Raw genomic sequence first — 19,445 nt, 5'->3', positions numbered from 1 at the left:
TTGTTTTACATATTTTAGAAAATTACTGACGCTTACGTAAGCCTAAAACGCCTGCTAAACCTGCTAAACTCGCCAAGATCGCTACCTCAATTGCGGCCCAACCTGTCATTTGATCAGCACTTGTCTGAGGTAATTGCTGCATCGAATGCTTAGCCGCCGACTTTTGCTGAACGTCCATCTTTGCGTGAGCCCTGGTACCCGCCTTAGCAGCCGCCATCATCGACATGGATTGATCCATGTTTGAAGCACTTTGCGCTTGCATTTTTGTTGCTTGACTATTACTTGGATTTCCAGAATTCATCGAACTAGCTGCCATTGAACCCGTCACATTAGTAGCTGTCGTACCAATTTTATCTGAAGAACCAGCCTGACTATCACTAGACACAGTTGAAGCGCCATTTAGCGTAATTTGAATTGTTTTCGTTCCAAGAACATTAGTCAAATCTGCTTGTCCATTTTTTACGCCATATATTTTAACGATAGCGTTATAAGTCATCGTTCCATTAGCTTTCAACTGATCCAATAATGCCTGACCTGATTTGCCTGTTGTATTACCATTTAAATCAACTTCATAGAAAAACTCGTCTGCATTCATTCCGATTGGTAACAAAGCAGCATTCTTATCTGAACCATTATTTGACCATGGAGCGCCATCGGCAGAATCCAGCAGCAATCGGGTTAACATGCCGTCGCCACCGAAAGCACTAAATGGAATGACTTGATTAACCCCAGCTGTAAATGGGCCTGGGTAATTAGCGGCAGACAGATAACTAGCAGGTACGTTAATCGTTGATTTAATGTGATCTGTTAGCCCATTTAAATTAATGGTCACCGATTTGGTAGCAACCGGTGCTGTCGTATCACCCTTAGCAAATACCTTAACCGTTGCAGCATAAGCCGTTTTTCCATTATCTTTCAGTTGATTTAATAAAGCTTGACCAGCCTTTCCAACTGTATTGCCATTTAAATCAACTTCATAGGTAAATTCATCTGCATTTGCAGAGATTGGCAACAAAGCGGAATTTTTAGCCACTCCATTGTCTGACCATGGTGCACCATCAGACGAATTCAATAATAATCGGGTCAACATCCCATCACCACCAAAGGCGTTAAATGGAATTTGCTGGTTTACGCCAGCTGTGAAAGGACCAGGATATTGTGCGTTGGCCAAATAACTTGCTGGCACAGTGACGTTATCTTTAATATTAGTCGTTAATTGAGCAGCCGTTGGCACCGCCGATGTTGCTGCGGTTGCTGTACTTGTCGTTTGAGCTGGCGCCACACTGACAGGTGAACTAGCTGCAGAAGAAGCTTTAACTGTTGAGTTAGATGAAGTCACATTGGCCGACATCACCCCTACTGTAGTAGCCGCTGATGAAGTAGGTGTTAACGCGACCGCTGCAGCATTAGAACTTGGAGCTGCCGATGACGGTGTCACGATTTGGGTTTCAGTCACTGATTGCGCATCCGCATGGGCGGTTGTAATTTGGCCACCAAATCCGGTATAGAAAGCTGCAACAGCAAGACTACTAAATAACCAGACTTTACCTGCTTTATACATCTTAAAGCGAGTCGAAACGACTTGATTTGTAGACTGAACTTTATTTTTGATCATGAATTTTCCCTCCAGATTTGTACCAAGACAATATTTTGGAATGATTTACTTCATTGGACAATGAACAGCATAACAACTGGCTCTAAAGCGTCTCTTATTCAATTCTTATTTAGTTCTTAAATCGACACGTGCTGAGAAATTATTTGATCATAAACGGACTTCTGCAAAAATAGTCATGTCTTGCCCTTAACAAAATTTTCCACTAACCAAATGGACCTGCGAATTTATGATAATTTCGCAGGTCCATTTCAACTTTTAGTCAGCATTTGAATAAGCAACCGATACGATCGTAGCTCATGAACTAACTCACTCGCATTGACTGTGGCAATGAAAAAACAAAAGTGCTGCCGTGATCGAGGGTACTCGTTAAGGTCACGTCACCACCTAATTGGCGAGCTAATTGGCGAGCAATATATAGTCCCAACCCGCTTCCGCCCGTCCGTGGATTGCGCGATTTTTCTACCCGATACAAGCGCTTGAAGACTTTTTCTTGATCAGCTGGCGCAATGCCAATGCCTTGATCAATAACGGCACAACGCCAAACATCATCTGACCGGGTAACCTTGATCGTTAAATCAGTACCAACGGGCGAGTAATGGATCGCATTCGTGATTAAATTCTGTAAAACGCGTTCCACGGCTTGTCGATTTGACATCAGTCGCTCTGCGCTTGGGTCAAGATCAATTTTTACGTGACGTTGTTCACGATGAAGTTGTGGTTTAAAACCGTCCATGATCATCACCAATAACTGATCGACATAAATCTGATCTGTTTGACGTAAAGTTTCCATTGGCTGATCCATCCAAGCCAATGCACGTAGGTCGTCCGTAAGCCCATTTAAACGCGTCACTTGCTGTTCAATTGATCGCAGATAATCTGATACCTCGCCATCTGACACAACGCCATCCAAAATTGCCTCAGTCTGTGATTGGATAGAGGTTAACGGTGTTTTAATATCGTGGGACAATTGGGCTACCATCGTCGTTCGTTCATCATTAATTCGTTTTAAATCGACGAAAGTTTGTTGTAATTGGTCAGCCATTTGATTTAAATCATTCGCCAATTGACGCAACTCAGCAGGACGTTCAATTTTAACTGACGTCGTGAAGTCTTGTTCGGCAATCGCATGTGTTTGCCGACTTAACTGACGAATACCACGAAAGGTTGGACGTAACATAACATAACTAACACTCAACCCGATGATACTCGTGCCGACCATCACCACGACCAATTCAAGGGCTTCTCTACCCGTTAACAGCATACGTTGTACCGCCAACCACGCGATTACCGCTGATAATATGACCGGGGTGAAAAAGGCAACAATCAATACATTACGTAATTTCACGGGTCTGATCCTCCAATCGGTAGCCTAACCCCCACACTGTTTTAATTGAGGGTACCGGCCGGTCACCGGCGATCTGCTGCAGTTTATCACGCACATCATGCACATGCACATTGAGCGTATTAGCATCGTCGAAATAATCAACGTCCCATACCTGATGATATAATTCGCTTTTTGAGAATACACGATTGGGTTCACTAGCCAATAGCCACAATAAGTCAAATTCTTTATTAGTTAAGCTCACCGGTGTCTGATATAACCTTGTTGTCCGTTGCTCAAACTGCATGGTCAATGGTCCCAACTGAATCTTCGTTTCGCTAGCGCCTCGCTTAATTCGATTCAAAATGTTTTTAACCCGCAAAACCAATTCACGAGGCGAAAATGGTTTGGTCACATAATCGTCCGCCCCTAATGTCAATGCATATAGTCGATCACGCTCTTCGGTTTTAGCAGTAATAAATAGAAATGGCTGTTCAGGCCGATAATCTAAAACCGCCTCCATAAAATCAAACCCATCCATTTCGGGCATCATTACATCCGTAATAATCAGGTCAATCATTCGTGATTTCACGACATTTAATGCCGTTTTTCCTTCATTAGCTGTCACGACTTCGAAGCCCTCACGTTCCAGATAACGTTTGGTCACGTCAACAATCGTTGCTTCATCATCGACCACTAAAATGGCGCCCTTTACCATAACTCTCCTCCATCGCGTAAATAGATAAATTGACCATAAACCCCGCTTCATCTAAAAGGCAACCAGAAGGGCTTCGTAATGACAGTAAAAAACCGTTTTGGCATAATCGTACGCCAAAACGGAAAAATTCATTAGTTTCAAGCTAACCATCTAAAAGCTATCTGATCGTTTGCTTACCTATTTGACGCCAGCGCTTTAAAGCCTCCAACAAGAACGTCGGTATCAACAGCGCGACCAAACTGATTAGCCACTGCCCCGCCGTTAAACTGGTCAGCGCGAACATCTGCTGAAGCATTGGGAGTATGGCAACGGCCAAAATTAACAGCGCTGCTACTGCTAAGGCGATGTTTAAAGAACGATTACTCTTGATTGCGGCCCAAGTCAACGGCTCACGGCGCTTGATTGGATAGATGTCGATCATTGAGCCAATGGCTAAGACGATAAACAACATCGTGCTACCAACGATCGCCTGATTATCCGAGAGCACAAACCGACCGAGCGCATAAATACCGAGCGTTAATCCCGTATAAATACCAGCTCGCCAAGCCATTCTTTTACCCAATCCGTTAGCAAAAATACTCTGATCATTTGGAATTGGTGGTGCTTGCATCGCTGAGGCTTCACCAGGCTCGCGGGCGAGGTAGAAACCAGGAATCCCGTCAGCCAGCACATTAATCAGCAATAACTGTTCCGCAATTAACGGGGCACCCCAGCCAAATAGGACACTACCAAGCATTAAGAAAATCTGGGCAAAATTGACCCCAACTAGGAACTCAACGGCTTTTAAAATATTTTGATAAATTGTTCGACCAGAGGCAACCGCATCAATAATCGTAGCAAAGTTATCATCGGTTAAAATCATATCGGCAGCGCCCTTAGCGACTTCAGTACCAGTAATCCCCATTGCGATCCCGACATCAGCTGCTTTTAGTGCTGGGGCGTCGTTGACCCCATCACCAGTCATCGCAACCACTTTGCCTTGGATCTGCCAAGCATTTACGATCCGAATCTTATCTTCTGGAGATACCCGAGCAAACACGCTGACTTGATCGACTTTTTCTTGTAACTTGTCATCGGACCATTTAGCCATCTGCGCGCCCGTTACAGTCAGATCTCCTGGTTGATACAGCCCGATCTGTTGGGCAATCGCCTGCGCCGTTTCCGGATGATCACCGGTAATCATAACTGGTTTAATCCCGGCCGCACGCGCTTTTTTAACCGCTGGGGCTGCTTCTGGTCGTGGCGGATCAATCAGCCCAATGAGTCCACCAAACGTTAAGTCTGTCTCCAACGCTGCCAAATCATCGCCCGGATCTTGATCAAATTGTCGATACCCGACCGCTAACACGCGCAACGCATCTTTGGCAAACGCTTGGTGAATTTGGTCTAACTGATCGCGCTGACTGGTGCTAAGTGTTACTGGTAACCGGTCAAGCGCCCCTTTGACAATGAGTAAATAGTGACCATCTTCATCCTGGTGCAAGGTCGCCATCGATTTAATGTCAGAGGAAAAGGGCCGTTCAGCCACTCGCGGTCGAGTCGCTTCTAATTGCCGTCGCGTGAGTTCTTGTTGAGCGAGCAGGCGCACAATTGCTAATTCCGTTGCATCTCCACTCGTCTGTTCGCCAGCATCCGTTTGATCAATTGTCGCATTGGTGGATAGCCCAAAATATTTAATTAGCGCTAGACCACTTTCGCTCAGTGGCTGGTCCGTCACCATTTCTGGCGTTTGACCGGGCACCCACAGCCGTGTAATGGTCATCTTGTTTTGCGTCAATGTCCCAGTCTTATCAGACGCAATCACATCCACGCTGCCGATCGTTTCCACAGCATTCAATTGGCGAATGATCGCGTTTTTTTTCGCCATCTTTTGCACACCAACCGCTAAACTAATCGTCACGATAACCGGCAATGTTTCTGGGACGGCTGCCACCGCTAGCGAGATGCCCATCATTAGATTGTCAGCCGTTGAGCCAAGATTTTGAACCATGCTCAGACCAAAAATTAACGCACCACCAGCCACAGCTACACCCGTTAAAATTAACGCTAACTTTGATAACCGCTTTTGTAACAATGTTTCGTGTGGTTTCGTGGCATTCAATAAATCAGCAATTTCTCCCAGTTGGGTCCGCATCCCAATCGCAGTCACCAGCATAATACCAGAACCGCGCGTGACGGAAGTCCCTGAGAAGACGCGGTTAATTTGGTCGCCAACTGATTGGACATCTGCGCCATTACCCGTCACGGATTTTTCAACGGCTTCACTTTCACCTGTTAAAATTGCCTCGTCAACCGCTAAAGCGGTCACTGATTCTAAAATACCATCGGCCGGTACCTGATCACCGGCTTTTAACAAGACAATATCGCCAACGACAATTTCAGACGCCGGAATTTCTTGCTCACGCCCATCCCGCCGCACGCGCGCCGTTGGGACACTCATTTGTTTCAAAGCCGCTAACGCTCGTTCTGCGCTGCGTTCCTGATATAATCCAATGACCACATTAAGCAACACGATGGCTCCGATGACAATTGGTTTTGTCCAACCGCCATCTAGAACAATGGCCATGTATGTTGATAACGCCACGGCGATTAGCAAAATAATCGTCGTCACTTCAGTTAATTGACGTCCAATTTTCTGCCAAAGACTCGGTGGTCGTTGTTCTTGCAACACGTTTTGGCCCTCAGCGGCTTGCCGTTTGGTCACATCTGCTTGGCTAAGTCCGGTTTCAATCAACGTGTGTGGTGATTGTGTTTGTGCAATCTGGTTCATCGCCTCAGTCCTTTCTATACTGGCTTCGGTGGAATCGATCGCGACATAACCGCCTGTCATGCACGACTCGTATATCAATTTTATCAATAAATATTATTGTAACGCAAAGAAGATGCTTATATGAGCCGATTGAACCAGCTGAATAATTCTGAGTGCTCGCTGGTCAGTACCGATTTACGCTTTTGCTAATTAGTGTTGGCAGGCTAGGCACAAATATCGAACTCGCGTAACTCGACGAAAAAGTAGCGTGCTATTGCTATTAGCCAGGAATAACCAGCCAAACATTCCCTATTTAGTCGGCGCTTTAATCACGATCCGACTTAGTAGACTCAAGCCAATAATTCCTGCCCCAGAACCAACGACCATCCACCAACGATTGGCATCTAGCACTAGGCCTAACAACACCAGCACAAAGAAGGCAATCGTTAGCCAATCTGTAAACGGCGCTAAAGGTAACGCAAAAAGACGTGGTTCAGTTCGGTGCAACTTTAAATAGCGAACATGGCAGGCGACTAGCATGAGCCACACCACAATGAAATTTACGGTCGACACACTCGCTACAAGTGTAAAAACCTGCGCGGGTAGCAAATAGTTTAGTAAGACCGTCAGCAACAGCGCTATTGCTGAAACCAGCATTGCTCCACGGGGAACATTGTAACGGTTAACGCGCCCTAATCGTTTCGGAGCGCCCCCCATGTTGGCCAATACGAATAAAGTTCTGCTAGTACTGAATAAGGCACTGTTCGCAGCCGAAACAGCCGCCGTCAGCACGACAAAGTTGATGATACCAGCCGCAACTTTGATCCCTAAACCGCTGAACACTTGAACAAACGGACTACCGTGTGATGATAATTGATTCCACGGGTAAATGACCATCATGGCAAACAGCGCGCCGACATAAAATAAAATCATTCGCAGTGGCAGACTATTAATGGCGCGTGGTAGTTCCTGCTTTGGGTTGGCCGTCTCGCCAGCAGTTATCCCTAACATTTCGATCCCAGTGAAGGCAAAGATCACTAATGTAAATGAAGCTAGAAAGCCATGCCAGCCTGTCGCAAAAAAACCGCCATGTTGCCATAAATTAGCCATGCTAGCCGCATGACCGTTTAATGAAATCCCTGGTACTAACATGATTAAACCACAGCCGATTAAGGCTACAATGGTGAGCACTTTAATCATTGAGAACCAATATTCTAGTTCACCAAATGCCCCAACCGAAAGTAAATTGATACCAACCAATAAACCAATGATGACAAGCGGAGCGACCCATTGTGGCAACGTTGGCCACCAATAGTGAAGATAGATTCCTGTTGCAGTTAAATCAGCCATCGCTAAACTCAACCAACATAGCCAGTAAATCCAACCCATCACAAAGGTGGTCCGCGGGCCAAAATACGTTTCGATAAAATCTAAAAACGATGTTTTATGTAAATCGGACAATAATAGTTCTCCCAGCGCCCGCATCATGAGGTAACAAAAGAAACCTCCGATGGCGTAACCGAGAATGATGGCTGGACCTGCCTGGCGAATTGCACTACCAGAACCCAAAAATAGTCCCGTACCAATGGTGCCGCCCAAGGCAATCATTTGAATATGGCGATGAGTGAGTTTACGTACTAGATGTCCGGTCTGTGAGTCTGCCAACTCGTCACCACCTTTCATAAATTTATTATTATATAACTCAGAGTGGAATCAGCCGGGTGATCCTGAGCACTAGCTGAGACTGAGCGGTTGGCGGGTTTAGCCAATTGCTCGGGCTGGGCTAGGCAAAGACTGCAGGCTTGTGTAGCTCGACAAAAAACATGGTAACACTGTCACTAGCCCGCAACAATCACTTAGGCTGTAAGGATTCCTTCCTGATTTTTCAAAAATAAAGCTTACTCCTTTACGGTGACTATGCTATAAACAAAAGTGTACTCACGCATCCTCGTGAGCGGTTCAATTTTTAGGAGGTTTTCTTTTGGCGCCAACACGCACTTTAAACGTCAACTTGATTCTTGCAATTTTTGCCACTGGCCTGATGTCTTTTGCCGGGGTAGTGGTGGAAACGGCCATGAATATTACTTTTCCCGTATTGATGAAGCAATTTGCCATCACGACGGGTACTGTTCAATGGCTAACAACTGGTTATTTACTGATTGTCGCAACTTTTGTACCAATTTCCGCGTTTTTAAAACAGCGCTTTAAAACACGCCAACTTTTTCTGACCGCTAATTTACTCTTCTTAAGTGGTCTTCTCTTAGACAGTGTTGCCCCCACTTTTTCCCTACTGTTAGTCGGCCGCCTCATCCAAGGGGTTGGAACCGGAATTGCGCTTCCTTTGATGTTCAACATCATCTTAGAACAAGCTCCGTTGGATAAGATTGGCTTATTGATGGGGATTGGTACACTGGTGACCGCTGTTGCGCCGGCATTAGGTCCTACATATGGTGGCTTAATTGTCAGTAATTTACAATGGCGCGATATCTTCATTTTCTTAATTCCCATCTTATTACTGTCGCTTTTGCTTGGCTTAACGGCCATTAAGCAAGTCAGCCCGACTAAGAATGTCCGTTTAGATACTGTCAGTTGGCTACTAATTGCTCTAGCATTTATCAGTCTGATTTTAGGTATCAGTCAATTGACCCTAATTACAATTAAACCGTGGTTCACCATCACTGGCCTCGTCGTCGGTAGTTTGGCAATTATCGGATTCTTTAGGCACGTTCAACGGGTCAATCAACCATTAATTAATGTTGCTGTCTTCAAACAACCAGTCTTTAATTGGCATCTACTTGGTTTCTTTTTGTTACAGGCAACCTCGCTTGGGCTCTCCTTTTTGTTGCCTAATTTTCTTCAACTTGTCAATGATAAGACCGCATTGGTGGCTGGGTTAATCGTGCTTCCAGGTGCTGCCATTGGCGCTTTATTCGCACCCCTGAGCGGTAGCATATTAGATCACTTTGGCCCCCGCTTTCCCATCTTAACAGGTGCCTTGTTACAATTAATCGCTGTTGCCGGCCTCGCGATAACTACCATGTCTTTAACCGCTAATCACTTGCTACTATGGTACTTAATCTTTATGTTTGGCACTGGACTAGCCTTCGGTAACATCATGACAACTGGCATCAGCGCACTGTCAGCTAGTCAACAGAGTGATGGCAACGCAATTTATAATACCGTCCAACAATTCGCTGGCGCGGTCGGAACTGCGATTGCTTCGGCGATTGTCGCGTTAACACAGGCTTCGCATCAGGCCAGCTTCACCTATCGAACACAATTGGGAACCCATCGAGCTTTCATCGTATTGAGCGGTATTTTATTCATTAATTTTATCGTGTTGGCTGTTGGCCTGCATTTGAATCAGCAGCAACGTACTAAAAGATAAATCAGCTATAGTAAGAACCATTGAGGCTACTCGGCCGTATTTATTGAATTGAAATAGACCCCTTGAGTTATCACTAAAAGCTAACTCAAGGGGTCTATTTGCATGAAAAAACAATAATTTTTAATAATTATTGCTGGATACCATCAATTGCTTTTTTAAGTAATCGTTCCAATTCTTGACCTTCTGTAGGCGTCAACCCTTGAGTTGCAAAATAATTTGCTCGAGTGGCCATATCCTTGATCACTGGATACTGAGCCATAGCCTTATCAGTGCCATAAACAGCCGATTTTCGCCGGTCACTTGGATCACGTTCAATCCGCAGCCAACCACTAGCAACTAAATGGCGAACGGCTTTAGTTACAATACTTTGTTCGCGATCAATGGCCGCGATCAGCTCACGTTGTGACACACCAGGCGTTTCTACCACAATCAAAATATAGTAGTAATTACTGTCATTTAAATCTGAAAAATCGCGGAGTTCATGATTTAGCCAATCGCGAATTGCCCGGTTAAACATTGAAGCCCATTTTTCGATTTTATCCGTCGTTTGTGCCATTGCCTACGCCTCGCTTGTTCGATAATTTCGTAAATAGCCAAGGCAGACACCAGTTAAAATCACGGCTGCACCAAGTGTGACACCCATGGCCAATCGATAACCAATAATTAGTTGGCTCGGAATTAAAGATACCATAATGAGCAATGTATTGGCCGCCGAACCACTAATTTGCCGTAGCGCATTGGTCCAAGCGGTACCATACCCAATCTGAGACGGATTCAGATCCTTTAGTGCTTCCGTCGCCGTGATAGACATAATCATCGAAACACCAATCATCCGCACAACATAAACAATTGCTAACCAACCTAGTGAGGTTGTCGCCGTCATCATCAAAAACGGGAGTGATGAAATCAACAGAATTCCCAGACCCCATAGCAAAGGTCCACGAACTCCGTGCGTATCGTAATATCGGCCAACAAGTGGCGCAGTGATTGCGTTGGCCACAGCCCCAGGTAACATGACTAGTCCAGCCATCAAACTGGAACTATGAACCACATTTTCGACATAAATTGGAATGAGCGCCTCCGTTCCCATTAAAATAGCAAAGATCAGCATAGTAATGAGAATCATGAGGGAAAAGCTCGGCTTTTTAAATAGGCTGACATCTAATAGTGGTTTTTTGATGCGTACCTGTCGTCTTAAAAAGTCCCAAGTAATAATGAACCCGGCCAACAACATCAAGGCTGCAACGCCAGCATGGTGACCAAAAACGGTCATGCTAGTCAGCATTAACCCAACACCTAACATTGAGCTAATAACCGAACGTGTATCAATATTGACTAGATGCGGTTCGGAATAATTGGGTAGCCAGCGCCAAGCCACCAAAAAGGCTAATACCATAATTGGCAGGATTAAGTAGAAAAGGAATTGCCAGGGGAAACGAGCCATGATCAACCCGCTAAGACTAGGACCAATCGCTGGTCCTGCTGAAATAACAAGTGAAACATAGCCCATCACTGTTCCACGCCGCTCTGGCGGAAAAATCGTGATCATGCTAGTCATCACAAAAGTCGTAAGGACGCCACCTGCCATCGCCTGAATAAGTCGACCAAGGAGAATAACCGCAAAGTTAGTCGTCAAGGGACCAATAATCGTTCCCAGTATGAAGACTGCGACAATACTTAAAAATAGTTGCCGACTAGTATATTTTTCTGCAAGATTGGCTGATAAAGGTGTGGTTAACCCAATCATCAATACATAACCTGCCGTGAGCCACTGAGCCAAGTTTAGCGAAACATGTAACGTTGTTGCCATAATCGGTAACGCCGTGATCATCAGCGTTTGATTTAAAAGAGCCGTAAAAGCGGTTAAGAGCAAAATTGTCGCCGTTAATAATCGTTGACGTTGCGTCATGATAAAATCTCACTTTCTTTCAAAATAAATGCATATGCATTTAAAACAGCAAGGATCATCATACATGCACATGCATATAAAGTCAATGAGGTTTTTAAAAAATTTGAAACATCCTGTTTAACTACAGCATTTTCACCACAACTATCCATGACATATATCTCATTTAATCATGTATGAGCGAACACAAAAACACACGCCTCTGCTGATACAAGGCGTGTGCCATATCGAAAGTACTATGGTGATTACAGTTCAAGTCGTCCAGTTATTGGCTAGATTTATCCCACCTATTCGGTAAAGTGATCATCAAAGAACGCGAGCGTTGCGGCCTGCGTGTGTGACATAAAGGCCTCACCATGCCGATTACCAGTAACAAACTGAACCGTTGTTTCAATCTGCTGGTCAGTTAATTCTTGCTGCAAGCGTAGAATACCATCTGTTGGTACGATTTCATCTAATGAATTAGCGATAAACATTGGTCCTGCCGTTTTCGTAATCCGGTTCAACAGCGAAGCCTTTTTCAATAAGTCTAAATCGCCATTCACGTAGTTCAACACGAACCATTTGTAATATGGATCGTTGCTGCCGTCTTGATTAATATCCCCGACTGGTGTACCTGGCACAGGCGCATTTTTATTCGACGCAACAACATCAGGATGCTTTTCAACCCAAGTATCTAAATCAATAATTCCTGACCAAGAAGCGATTGGGATTCCGGTTTGCAGTGATAATTCAATGGCAAGGTTCCCGCCGGCAGACATCCCCACCGCGCCAATCTTGGAACGGTCAAATTGATAGTCAGACTGCTTAATCCAGTTAAAAACATTTAGGATATCTTCAACTGGCGCTGGGTACAGAACTTTCGGCGCTAATCGATAATTAGGGACAAACACGATGTAACCGTGTTTAGCAAAATCAGTTGCCCAATCAGTCTCTTCTTCCTTATAACCGAGCCACCAACCGCCACCATGAATATCGATAATCGCGCGCCGTTGATCGCTGGCCTGGCTAGCGTCTTGGTACACGTCTAGCTGTAAACCATTTTTTGCATCATATTCAACATCTTTTTCAACTTTAATTTCCGCCACGACAAATGCCTCCCTTGATTGATGCCCGCAGTATAACAGCGTCATTTGACCAAGCGGTAATGATTGTACTCCGATAAAATATAGCGGGCTTATTTGTAATCAATCGGCCGCTCAATAAACTCAGAACAAAGCCAACCGGGTGATCCTGAGTATTAACGTATCGGAGCGGATTGACGATCTTGGTCAATTGGCTGCGATGAGTTAAGCACAAGGATCAGGTTGGTGTTGCTCGACAAAAACTCAGGGCAAAGCCAACCGGGTGATCCTGAGCATTAACGTATCGGAGCGGATTGACGATCTTGGTCAATTGGCTGCGATGAGTTAAGCACAAGGATCAGGTTGGTGTTGCTCGACAAAAACTCCCTCTAAGGCAAGTCAGCATTCATTAGCTGCGGTGCTTTTTTTAAAGGGAGTTTTTTCAAATATTTAAAGATGTCCAGTTAACTTCTCCGGCTGAGTCAAAATTATTAGTCGACCTAACCTTGAGTCTCGTTATGAAAATGCTGCGGCGCTGGGTCTGCAAACTGGTTCAATGTCAACATATCAGCGGGTTGAATTTCAAAATCTAATTCTGTATTGGCCTCAATATGTGCCAAACTCGTCGCTTTAGGGAGTGGTAGGACTTCGTTTTGAATACAGAAACGCAAGGCGAGTTGCGCCACGCTAACACCATATTTTTGCGCCATTGTGATGGCCATCTCATTTTTCAGCAAATCACCAGTAGCTAATGGCGAATAGGCTTCCACCAGTAAATCATTGTCTTTAGCAAATGTCGTGATTTTGGGTTCTGTAAATCCAACATAGTATTGAATTTGGTCCACCATTGGTTTAACCGTTGCCTTAGTAAAGAGGTTCTCTAAGTCATGAACATTAAAGTTTGACACACCAATCGCTTTGACGCGACCACTTTGATACAACGCTTCCATGGCATACCATGCCTCAATGTTACCTTCATCGTCACTTTGACCGATTTTAGACCATGGCCATGGTGCATGGATGAGATACAAGTCCAAGTAGTCAACATCTAACGCCGTAAATGTCTCCTCAAACGATGCCATCACCCCATCATATGTCTTAATGTCCGCTGGCAATTTTGAAGTGACAAATAAATCTTTCCGGTCGACCTTGGCATCATGAATCGCCCGACCAACACTCGCTTCATTTTGATAATTTCGGGCCGTATCAATGTGCCGATACCCAACAGATAACGCATTGCTGACTGCCTGATACGCCGCATCTCCATCTGGAATTTGCCAGGTACCAAACCCGACTTTTGGAATTTGATGCCCGTTACTTAGCATAAAAGGATCTGTTAAAACTGCCATTTTAAAACCTCCACCTATTATAATTGTGTGATTTTTATCAAAATTTCTATTACTGATTATTGTCCTCTTTACTGAGAACGGTAATGATTAACTTTACTCAAATTAGACCTCCTGCTGCATATGCCAAGTTAAATTACGTTAGTTAGCCTTGCTTAATTGTTACACTGACAATAGTACAGATTATTGATTAGACCCAGTCAGCACACTTTTAAACTCGTCTAAATTCTTTAACAGGCCTGACGCTAAGCAGGTAATAATCTTTAGGTTCACCATCTGACTATAAAATGGATCGTACAATACCGGGCCTTAAAGTTCGCCAGTCAAAAACTGTGCTTCACCATTACCAAAGCTCCAGTCCTCATCCTGATTGACCACTAGACTAATCACCACATCTTCAGGGCGTATCGCCATTTCACTATGTAATCGGTCAACTAACTGTCGATAAAAGGCTTGCTTCTGTTGGGTCGTTCTTGGCCGTGTAACTAATGTTAAAACCATCACTTGAGCCGTCCGCTTGATACCCAAACCGGTGTCCTTAATCTTCATTTCGTAAGAATCATGTTGGTTGACGACTTGATATTGGTCCCCCACTGGCGCTCCAAATGTTGACAACATAACTTCATAAGTAATCTCTAGTAACTGATCTATTTCTGTCTCTGAACGCTGTCCCTTGATTAAATCAAATTTCATTAATGGCATGTTAAGCCCTCCATGAGTTAGTTGAGCTCAGTCTAGGCCAGGTCTACTCAATTCGCAAACAAGAACAGCTGTTTGTCATCGAAACTTGGTTCAAAATATAGAATAGTTCTGTAGTACCAGTGCCCCTTTGAACGTTTACTGAACACAATCCGCCCTTTTTCAGCTTGGCCCATCCGTCATCAATGCATGGAACTGTAGTGCCGAACTTTGTTGGTTTATCAAGCCTGAACCCGTATACTAAAATTGTCATGATTAATCTCTAGTGAGGTACACACAATGCTAAAAGTCAGTCATTTAACTAAACAATTTGGTCAAAATCGGGGGGTCACCGATGAATCCTTCACCATCGCAGATGGGCAAATTATGGGGCTCATTGGCCAAAATGGCGCTGGTAAAACGACCACCTTTCGGATGATTCTTAATCTGTTACCAGAAGATTCAGGGACTGTACTATGGAACGGTCATCCCTTAACTCCTGCTGACTATAATACAGTGGGCTTTTTACCCGAAGAACGAGGCTTATACACGCAGATGACCATTCAAGAACAAGTTGTTTACTTCGCCGCCTTACGCGGACAAGCAGCAGGCATTACCAAACAAAAATTACCCCAATGGATGGATCGCTTCAATGTGAAAGGAAATTTAACTGATAAAATCAAAGACCTATCCAAGGGCAATCAACAGAAGGTTCAATTGATTGCTACCCTTATTCATGAACCAAAACTTATTATTCTAGATGAACCCTTTAGCGGTCTCGATCCCGTTAATGCCCAATTATTAGAGAATAGTATCTTACAAATGAAACAACAGGGGGCTAGTATTATTTTTTCTTCCCATGATATGGCCAATGTAGAACGAGTCAGTGACACCTTGCTCATGTTGCGTAATGGCAACACAGTATTACAGGGGACTCCCATCAGTATTCGGGAACAATTTGGTAATACCCGACTTCGCTTACGTTCCCCATTAACTAAAGAACAGCTAGCAACCTTCCCTGGAGTTACTCATATCACCTCACAGGGAAATGCCCTTTATCTCACGTTGGCTGAAGAATCAGTGGGCAAAAAAATATTTACGGCTGCCACGGCTCAAGGCTACATTCCGGAATTCTCCCAAGAACCACCGACTTTAGATGAAATTTTCCGCATTGAGGCAGGTGCTACACAATGAATAAACTATTAATTGTCGCCCGGCAAGTCATCCGCAAAAATTTAAAATCACGGGCCTACATTATTTCCTTGTTATTCCCGGTGATTCTAATTGCCTTAGTCGCATTGTTCGTCTTCATCAATCAGCAAACGCAAAAAACACCGCAAATTGCTGTGATTAGTAATCATAGTACTTTTCGTAAGGCTTTAATCAACGCGCCTACCCATGGGGACTATCACGTTAATCGTCAACTGACGTCACGAACTGCGGCCGAAAAGCAACTGGCCAACGAAAAAATTGATGGTTACCTTGTGGTAAAAATTACTGATACCAATGTTTCAGCCACCTATCGTCAACGTACAAATGGGAACTCCTTGAATGGATCGACCCTCAAGAATAATTTGAACACACTTAAAATTCGTCAAACAGCTATTCGCTTAGGTTTAACCGCCAAGCAACTACAGGAATTATTCACGCCAAGCAGTTATCATACTCAAAACGTCGCTTATCAAAACGGCCACGTTCGACGTCAACGTTCCAACCAGCAGGGAACCAACACAGCAGTGGCTTTTGCAGTCACGCTACTGATTTACATGTTTATTAATCTATATGCTAGTTTAATTGCCCAGGAGACTGCTACTGAAAAAGGTTCCCATATTATGGAAATTCTGGTTAGCTCGGTCAGTCCAGACATTCAATTTTTCGGCAAGATTACTGGTATGTTGGCATTAATTGTACTTCAGGTGATGGTTACTGGTATTGCTGGTCTGATTGGTGTCAAAATCCTTCATCAGAATGTTGGTGCACTGAAACAGTTCTCTTTTGAACAAATTCAGCCAGGTATGATCAGTGTCCTAATTGCTTACTTTTTAGTTGGCATCATGTTGTATACCGTCATTGCGGCCATGCTAGGAGCAATGGTCACTCGCCAAGAAGAAGTTGGTCAAGTGCTCTCACCGCTCACCACTATTGGCATGATTGCCTACATCATTTCCTTTATCGCAGTGAACAGTAACAGTCTCCTCATTCGGATTGGCTCATTTGTGCCATTTCTCTCCCAAAGTCTGATGCCTGTACGCTATGCAGTTGGCAACGCTTCGCTAACTGAGGTTTGGATTAGCGTCGGCTTAGCCTTTATGGCATTGATCGCACTCACATGGGTTGCGTTACGTGAATATCGTCGTCATGTCCTAGACTACAGCACGCGTCGCCGTTGGTTTAATTTTCGACGTCAAAAACAGGCTTAAATTCTTATTAAAAAAGACTTTCTCAACAACCTTTGCCCCAAAAGATGTTTCAGCTTTTTGAGGGGGTAAAGGCGGCAAAGAAGGTCTTTTTTAGAGTAAAATTCATGATGCATGAATGATTGGACTTGCAGCTAAAATTTCCCGAACCTCATCAGTACTCTTCGTTTCCATTAATTGGTTACGCAAATCAGCTGAGTGAGGTACATTGCGAATATAAATCTTGAAAAAACGCTTGAGTGACGGGAAGCGTGGATTGTCATAACGAGCAGAAAAATCATCAAATAGATCCAGTTGCGTTTCCAATAGCTGAATCAATTCAGTCGTGGAATGTGGTTGCGGATTTGCTTCAAACGCAAATGGATTGGTAAAAATTCCCCGACCGATCATGACGCCGTCTAGCCCAGGGTGCGCATTGGCTAATTCAGTGGCTTGCGTACGATCGGCAACATCACCATTGATGGCAAGAAGCGTTTGTGGCGCAATCTGATCGCGCATTTTGACCAATTCATCAATTAATTCATAATGTGCAGGCACCTTACTCATTTCTTGTCGCGTCCGCAAATGAATCGTCAGCATGGGCACATCTTGTTCGAGTAAGAATGGAATCCAAGTCCTAAATTCATCGATTTTACTAAAACCCAATCGTGTTTTAACTGAGACCGGCAACCCCGCCGTCTTGGCAGCTGCGATCACCTCTGCAGCAACTTGCGGGTGTCGAATTAAGTCACTGCCGCCATGATTCTTAATTACCGTGGCATCTGGACAGCCTGTATTGATATCAATGGCCTCATATCCACGCTGTTTAACAGCTGCAGCGGCTTTGACAAAGTCTTCCCCCTCATCGCCCCATAATTGAACAATCGGTGTGGACGCTTCATCATCAGCCACATATAATCGACCCTGCGCTGAAAATTTTGCTTGTGCATGTGTAATACTCTTAGCGTTGACAAACTCGGTATAAAAAACATCGGGAGCGCCGGCTTGCGCAACTACCCGTCGAAACACCGCATTGGTCACTGCTTCCATGGGCGCTAGCTGTAAGATTGGCCGATGTTCCTGACGCGCCTGCGCCGCAATCGTCTGCCAGTAGTTTGATTGAATCACGAAAAGATCTCCTTACCTTTGTTTAGTAACATCGGGTATCTTACCACGATTTTGGGAGGATGTGCACGTGATTACATTGGCACGGTATTGATGAGGCGCTGAGCCTTTTCCACACAAAGCTCGACAAACCTTGCCGTTGTTTGCGAAGGCATTTCTGCCAATCGATAAGCGACACTAAAATCCAGGCTTAGCAATGATTCATCAAAGTTAAAAATATTGATCGGTAGTTTTTGATCTAGTGAGGCAACCATATTTTGAGAAACGATAACACAGCCAAGCTGTTTTAGTGCAAGCTGAATTGCCACGCGTGAATCACTCGCTTCAATTCGCGAGTTAACATGAATACCACTATCATGAAAATGATGATTAACCACTTCTTGGAAACGAGATTCATTACCTATTGCAATAAAATTTTCACCGTTTAACTGGCTAATCGTTTGGATCGTTGCTGTTCGCTGAAACATTCCCGCTCGATATAAACGTGAATTTTGTGGGACTAATAATGACAATGGCATCACCCCCAAAGGATTAGATTCCAACTGAGGATGATAGATCGTCTTACCGATAAACACGTCTAATTGTCCATCCAGTAACATACCTTCAGCTTTAGAAGTTGTCACCTCTCGTAAATCAGTGTGAATTTGCGGATAAACTTGATAAAAGTCCGGCAGTAATTGTGGAAGCCAAGTGGCGGCTAAGGGCTGGTTAATCCCAATGCTAATGGATCCAAATTTAAATTCTCCTAATCGGTTCATTTCAGTTAATTTGGCTTGTTGCAACTGTTGTTCCCGCTGTAGATAGGACAGCAAGCGCTCACCTGCATAAGTTAAATGAACCGGGATTCGCTGCCGTTCAACTAGTCGAACGCCATATTCTTTTTCAGCATTGTTAAGTCGGCGACTGATGTAAGATTGGCTAACATACAAACTTTGAGCAGCGGCTGTTAACGTGTCAAATTGGTTAATCGCAGTCAGAAATTCGGTTAAACGTTCTGTCATGATCCCTTTCCTCCGTGATCTTTAGTGTGCTATCCCTATTTTACCGCATTACAAATCATGACAATTTGGTCATGATCGTTGATGCGAATTCGAATTTCACTTTTATTGACAGCGGTTACATAATCTATGCAAGGACTT

General features: G+C 44.2%; 15 protein-coding genes. 3 read left to right on the top strand and 12 right to left on the bottom strand.

What is annotated here, in order from left to right; genetic code table 11:
- Window positions 1–22: 22 nt before the first annotated feature.
- From ACYQ0Y_RS07185 to ACYQ0Y_RS07165, 5 genes are all read right to left on the bottom strand, one after another.
- Window positions 23–1,615, bottom strand: coding sequence for an SSURE domain-containing protein (locus ACYQ0Y_RS07185; protein ID WP_407882807.1), 1,593 nt, complete (start codon window positions 1,613–1,615; stop codon window positions 23–25).
- A 301-nt stretch (window positions 1,616–1,916) separates the two neighbouring features.
- Complete coding sequence (locus tag ACYQ0Y_RS07180; protein WP_407882805.1) at window positions 1,917–2,960, bottom strand: sensor histidine kinase; 1,044 nt, start codon at window positions 2,958–2,960, stop codon at window positions 1,917–1,919.
- A complete protein-coding gene (locus tag ACYQ0Y_RS07175; protein WP_407882803.1) occupies window positions 2,947–3,654 on the bottom strand; it encodes a response regulator transcription factor in 708 nt (235 codons plus the stop codon). The genes ACYQ0Y_RS07180 and ACYQ0Y_RS07175 overlap by 14 nt, the downstream gene beginning before the upstream one ends.
- A 157-nt stretch (window positions 3,655–3,811) precedes the next feature.
- Window positions 3,812–6,424 (bottom strand): cation-translocating P-type ATPase, encoded by a 2,613-nt coding sequence (locus ACYQ0Y_RS07170; protein WP_407883444.1) that lies wholly within the window; start codon window positions 6,422–6,424, stop codon window positions 3,812–3,814.
- A 288-nt stretch (window positions 6,425–6,712) separates the two neighbouring features.
- Window positions 6,713–8,011 carry an amino acid permease gene (locus ACYQ0Y_RS07165; RefSeq protein ID WP_407883442.1) on the bottom strand — a complete coding sequence of 433 codons (1,299 nt, stop codon included), beginning with the start codon at window positions 8,009–8,011 and terminating at the stop codon, window positions 6,713–6,715.
- A 373-nt stretch (window positions 8,012–8,384) separates the two neighbouring features.
- On the opposite strand from ACYQ0Y_RS07165, the gene ACYQ0Y_RS07160 reads away from it, so the two are divergent.
- Window positions 8,385–9,791, top strand: a complete 1,407-nt coding sequence (locus tag ACYQ0Y_RS07160) for a DHA2 family efflux MFS transporter permease subunit (protein WP_407882801.1) — start codon at window positions 8,385–8,387, stop codon at window positions 9,789–9,791.
- A gap of 127 nt (window positions 9,792–9,918) precedes the next feature.
- Here the strand turns inward: ACYQ0Y_RS07160 and ACYQ0Y_RS07155 are convergent, their stop codons facing one another.
- The 5 genes from ACYQ0Y_RS07155 to ACYQ0Y_RS07135 form a co-directional block, all read right to left on the bottom strand.
- Complete coding sequence (locus tag ACYQ0Y_RS07155; RefSeq protein ID WP_407882799.1) at window positions 9,919–10,347, bottom strand: MarR family winged helix-turn-helix transcriptional regulator; 429 nt, start codon at window positions 10,345–10,347, stop codon at window positions 9,919–9,921.
- Between the two features lie 3 nt (window positions 10,348–10,350).
- Window positions 10,351–11,700, bottom strand: a complete 1,350-nt coding sequence (locus ACYQ0Y_RS07150; RefSeq protein ID WP_407882797.1) for an MFS transporter — start codon at window positions 11,698–11,700, stop codon at window positions 10,351–10,353.
- 284 nt (window positions 11,701–11,984) lie between these two features.
- Window positions 11,985–12,785, bottom strand: a complete 801-nt coding sequence (locus ACYQ0Y_RS07145; RefSeq protein WP_407882795.1) for an alpha/beta hydrolase fold domain-containing protein — start codon at window positions 12,783–12,785, stop codon at window positions 11,985–11,987.
- Window positions 12,786–13,261: 476 nt separating this feature from the next.
- On the bottom strand, window positions 13,262–14,110 hold the full coding sequence (locus ACYQ0Y_RS07140) for an aldo/keto reductase (RefSeq protein ID WP_407882793.1): 849 nt from the start codon (window positions 14,108–14,110) through the stop codon (window positions 13,262–13,264).
- A gap of 306 nt (window positions 14,111–14,416) precedes the next feature.
- Window positions 14,417–14,809 (bottom strand): tautomerase family protein, encoded by a 393-nt coding sequence (locus ACYQ0Y_RS07135; RefSeq protein ID WP_407882791.1) that lies wholly within the window; start codon window positions 14,807–14,809, stop codon window positions 14,417–14,419.
- Between the two features lie 276 nt (window positions 14,810–15,085).
- Between ACYQ0Y_RS07135 and ACYQ0Y_RS07130 the strand changes: the two genes are divergently transcribed.
- A complete protein-coding gene (locus ACYQ0Y_RS07130; RefSeq protein ID WP_407882789.1) occupies window positions 15,086–15,979 on the top strand; it encodes an ABC transporter ATP-binding protein in 894 nt (297 codons plus the stop codon).
- Window positions 15,976–17,205, top strand: coding sequence for an ABC transporter permease (locus tag ACYQ0Y_RS07125; RefSeq protein WP_407882788.1), 1,230 nt, complete (start codon window positions 15,976–15,978; stop codon window positions 17,203–17,205). Before ACYQ0Y_RS07130 ends, ACYQ0Y_RS07125 begins: the two co-directional genes overlap by 4 nt.
- A gap of 102 nt (window positions 17,206–17,307) precedes the next feature.
- Here ACYQ0Y_RS07125 and ACYQ0Y_RS07120 read toward each other — a convergent pair whose 3' ends face one another.
- Window positions 17,308–18,309, bottom strand: a complete 1,002-nt coding sequence (locus ACYQ0Y_RS07120; RefSeq protein ID WP_407882786.1) for a tRNA dihydrouridine synthase — start codon at window positions 18,307–18,309, stop codon at window positions 17,308–17,310.
- Between the two features lie 71 nt (window positions 18,310–18,380).
- Entirely contained in the window at window positions 18,381–19,307 is a 927-nt protein-coding gene (locus ACYQ0Y_RS07115) for a LysR family transcriptional regulator (RefSeq protein WP_407882784.1), read from the bottom strand.
- Window positions 19,308–19,445: the final 138 nt, after the last annotated feature.

This window comes from Furfurilactobacillus curtus (assembly GCF_054657915.1).
The sequence above is the reverse complement of the archived record's forward strand: the minus strand, read 5'-3'. Positions and strand labels throughout refer to the sequence as shown.

What these genes read in the sequence shown, in the direction of transcription:
- ACYQ0Y_RS07185 (WP_407882807.1), bottom strand. Translation starts at nt 1,615, where the DNA reads ATGATCAAAAATAAAGTTCAGTCTACAAATCAAGTCGTTTCGACTCGC.
- ACYQ0Y_RS07175 (WP_407882803.1), bottom strand. Translation starts at nt 3,654, where the DNA reads ATGGTAAAGGGCGCCATTTTAGTGGTCGATGATGAAGCAACGATTGTT.
- ACYQ0Y_RS07170 (WP_407883444.1), bottom strand. Translation starts at nt 6,424, where the DNA reads ATGAACCAGATTGCACAAACACAATCACCACACACGTTGATTGAAACC.
- ACYQ0Y_RS07165 (WP_407883442.1), bottom strand. Translation starts at nt 8,011, where the DNA reads ATGATTGCCTTGGGCGGCACCATTGGTACGGGACTATTTTTGGGTTCT.
- ACYQ0Y_RS07155 (WP_407882799.1), bottom strand. Translation starts at nt 10,347, where the DNA reads ATGGCACAAACGACGGATAAAATCGAAAAATGGGCTTCAATGTTTAAC.
- ACYQ0Y_RS07150 (WP_407882797.1), bottom strand. Translation starts at nt 11,700, where the DNA reads ATGACGCAACGTCAACGATTATTAACGGCGACAATTTTGCTCTTAACC.
- ACYQ0Y_RS07140 (WP_407882793.1), bottom strand. Translation starts at nt 14,110, where the DNA reads ATGGCAGTTTTAACAGATCCTTTTATGCTAAGTAACGGGCATCAAATT.
- ACYQ0Y_RS07135 (WP_407882791.1), bottom strand. Translation starts at nt 14,809, where the DNA reads ATGCCATTAATGAAATTTGATTTAATCAAGGGACAGCGTTCAGAGACA.
- ACYQ0Y_RS07130 (WP_407882789.1), top strand. Translation starts at nt 15,086, where the DNA reads ATGCTAAAAGTCAGTCATTTAACTAAACAATTTGGTCAAAATCGGGGG.
- ACYQ0Y_RS07125 (WP_407882788.1), top strand. Translation starts at nt 15,976, where the DNA reads ATGAATAAACTATTAATTGTCGCCCGGCAAGTCATCCGCAAAAATTTA.
- ACYQ0Y_RS07115 (WP_407882784.1), bottom strand. Translation starts at nt 19,307, where the DNA reads ATGACAGAACGTTTAACCGAATTTCTGACTGCGATTAACCAATTTGAC.